The sequence below is a fragment of the Streptomyces sp. genome (genome assembly GCF_050698815.1).
Taxonomy (GTDB): domain Bacteria; phylum Actinomycetota; class Actinomycetes; order Streptomycetales; family Streptomycetaceae; genus Streptomyces.
In genome coordinates, this window is record NZ_JBOHCV010000300.1 from 1 (window position 1) to 1,872 (window position 1,872).

Annotated in this window: 2 protein-coding genes and 1 other RNA gene; all 3 read left to right on the top strand. The window is 71.2% G+C overall.

Going from position 1 to position 1,872, the window contains the following annotated elements; genetic code table 11:
• A partial coding sequence (locus tag ACRDP3_RS10820; RefSeq protein WP_431516663.1) for a S41 family peptidase occupies window positions 1-1,097 on the top strand: 1,097 nt, incomplete at its 5' end.
• 18 nt (window positions 1,098-1,115) lie between these two features.
• Window positions 1,116-1,646 (top strand): SsrA-binding protein SmpB, encoded by a 531-nt coding sequence (smpB, locus tag ACRDP3_RS10825; protein ID WP_431516664.1) that lies wholly within the window; start codon window positions 1,116-1,118, stop codon window positions 1,644-1,646.
• Between the two features lie 126 nt (window positions 1,647-1,772).
• Window positions 1,773-1,872, top strand: a transfer-messenger RNA (tmRNA) gene (ssrA, locus tag ACRDP3_RS10830); the annotation flags it as partial.

Genomic DNA, 1,872 nt, shown 5'->3' on the forward strand with positions numbered 1-1,872 from the left:
GCGCCGGTATGGGCGGCGCGGCCGCAGACGGCGGCGACGGGCGCGCGGGTGCGGGCCAGGCCGGTGAGGCCGAGGACCTGGTGAGCCGCAGCGGTGACCGCTGGTCCGCCGCCTACACGGCCCGGGAGTTCGAAGGTGTGCGGCGGACCCTCGACGGCGAGTACGTCGGCGTCGGCATCTCCGTGCGGCGCGAGCGAGACCCGCAGGGCGCTCCCGCCGTCGCCGTTGCCCGTGTCCAGCCGGGCAGCCCCGCCGCCGACGCGGGAATCCGGCGCGGTGACCGGTTGCGCGAGATCGACGGTACGCGCGTCGCCGACCACCCCGTCACCGATGTCGTGGCCCGGCTGCGCGGCTCCGGCACCGGCTCCGGTTCCGGTACCGACGAGCGCTCGTCGCGCGCCGCCGCCCACTCCTCCGGGCCCGGCAGCGCGGTCGGTCTCGCACTGAGCAGGGACGGCCGGCAGTGGAAGGAGACGCTGCACCGCGCACGTCTCACCGCCGACGCCGTGACTGTCGACCGGATGCGCGACGGCACCACCCGGATCAAGGTCGCCTCCTTCTCCAAGGGCTCCGCGCAGCAGGTACGCGCCGCCGTGGCCGGGGGGCACTCGGGAATCCTGCTCGATCTGCGCGGCAACTCGGGAGGGCTCGTCAGCGAAGCGGTCAAGGCCGCGTCCGCCTTCCTGGAGGGCGGCCTGGTGGCCACCTACGACGAGAACGGCAGCCAGCGGGCGCTCTACGCCGACTCCCGCGCCGGTGCCGGGGCCGGGGCCGGGGCAGGCGGGACATCGGCACGGCCGCTGGTGGTTCTGGTCGACGGCGGCACGATGAGCGCCGCGGAGATGCTGACCGGCGCGCTGCAGGACCGCGGGCGGGCGGTCGTCGTCGGCTCCCGCACCTTCGGCAAGGGGTCGGTCCAGGTCCCGCGGAAGCTGCCGGACGGCTCGGTCGCCGAGCTGACCGTCGGGCACTACGCCACCCCTGCCGGCCGCTCCCTCGACGGCGAGGGCATCAGCCCGGACCTGTCGGTCGACGCCCCACGGGAAGCCGCCGAGCGGGCCCGCACGGTATTGGGTGGCCTGGAGCCCCGGTCGTAGGGGAAGATTGACCTTGCTATGGCGACGAAGGACGAGAAGAAGAAGATCAAGGCCAAAAAGGCCAAGGACGAGAGCGGCGGCCGCAAGCTCGTCGCGCAGCACAAGAAGGCGCGGCACGACTACCTCATCCTGGACACCTACGAGTGCGGGATCGTGCTCACCGGCACCGAGGTGAAGTCGCTGCGGCAGGGCCGTGCTTCGCTGGTCGACGGGTTCGGGCAGCTGGACGGCGCCGAGGTCTGGCTGCACAACGTCCACATTCCGGAGTACACGCAGGGCACCTGGACCAACCACGCCGCCCGGCGGAAGCGGAAGCTGCTGCTGCACCGCTACGAGATCGAGCGGCTGATCGGCAAGACCCAGGAGTCGGGCCTCACCCTGGTCCCGCTCGCGCTGTACTTCCTGAACGGGCGGGCCAAGGTCGAGATCGCGCTCGCGAAGGGCAAGAAGGAGTACGACAAGCGGCAGACGCTGCGGGAGAAGCAGGACCGGCGCGAGTCGGACCGGGCGATCTCCGCCGCCCGGCGACGCCAGCGGGCCAAGGCGTAACTGTCAGTAAGCCTTCCGGTCGGTTCCTTCCAGGTGGGCGGCAAAGCGTTGGCCTACCGGCGGCCCGGTCCCGTATCATGGTCACAGCGCCGCCTGCGAGGGCAGCGTGGTTTGTCAACTCAACATGGGGATGATCGGTTTCGACAGCGGATGTCGAAGCAGGTGAAGCGAGCCGAGGAACGCGGCAATGATCTCGTTAACCATCTGCCGCAAAAAAATAATCGCC

Excerpts from the sequence above, each read along its gene's own strand:
- smpB (WP_431516664.1), top strand. The coding sequence starts at position 1,116 with ATGGCGACGAAGGACGAGAAGAAGAAGATCAAGGCCAAAAAGGCCAAG.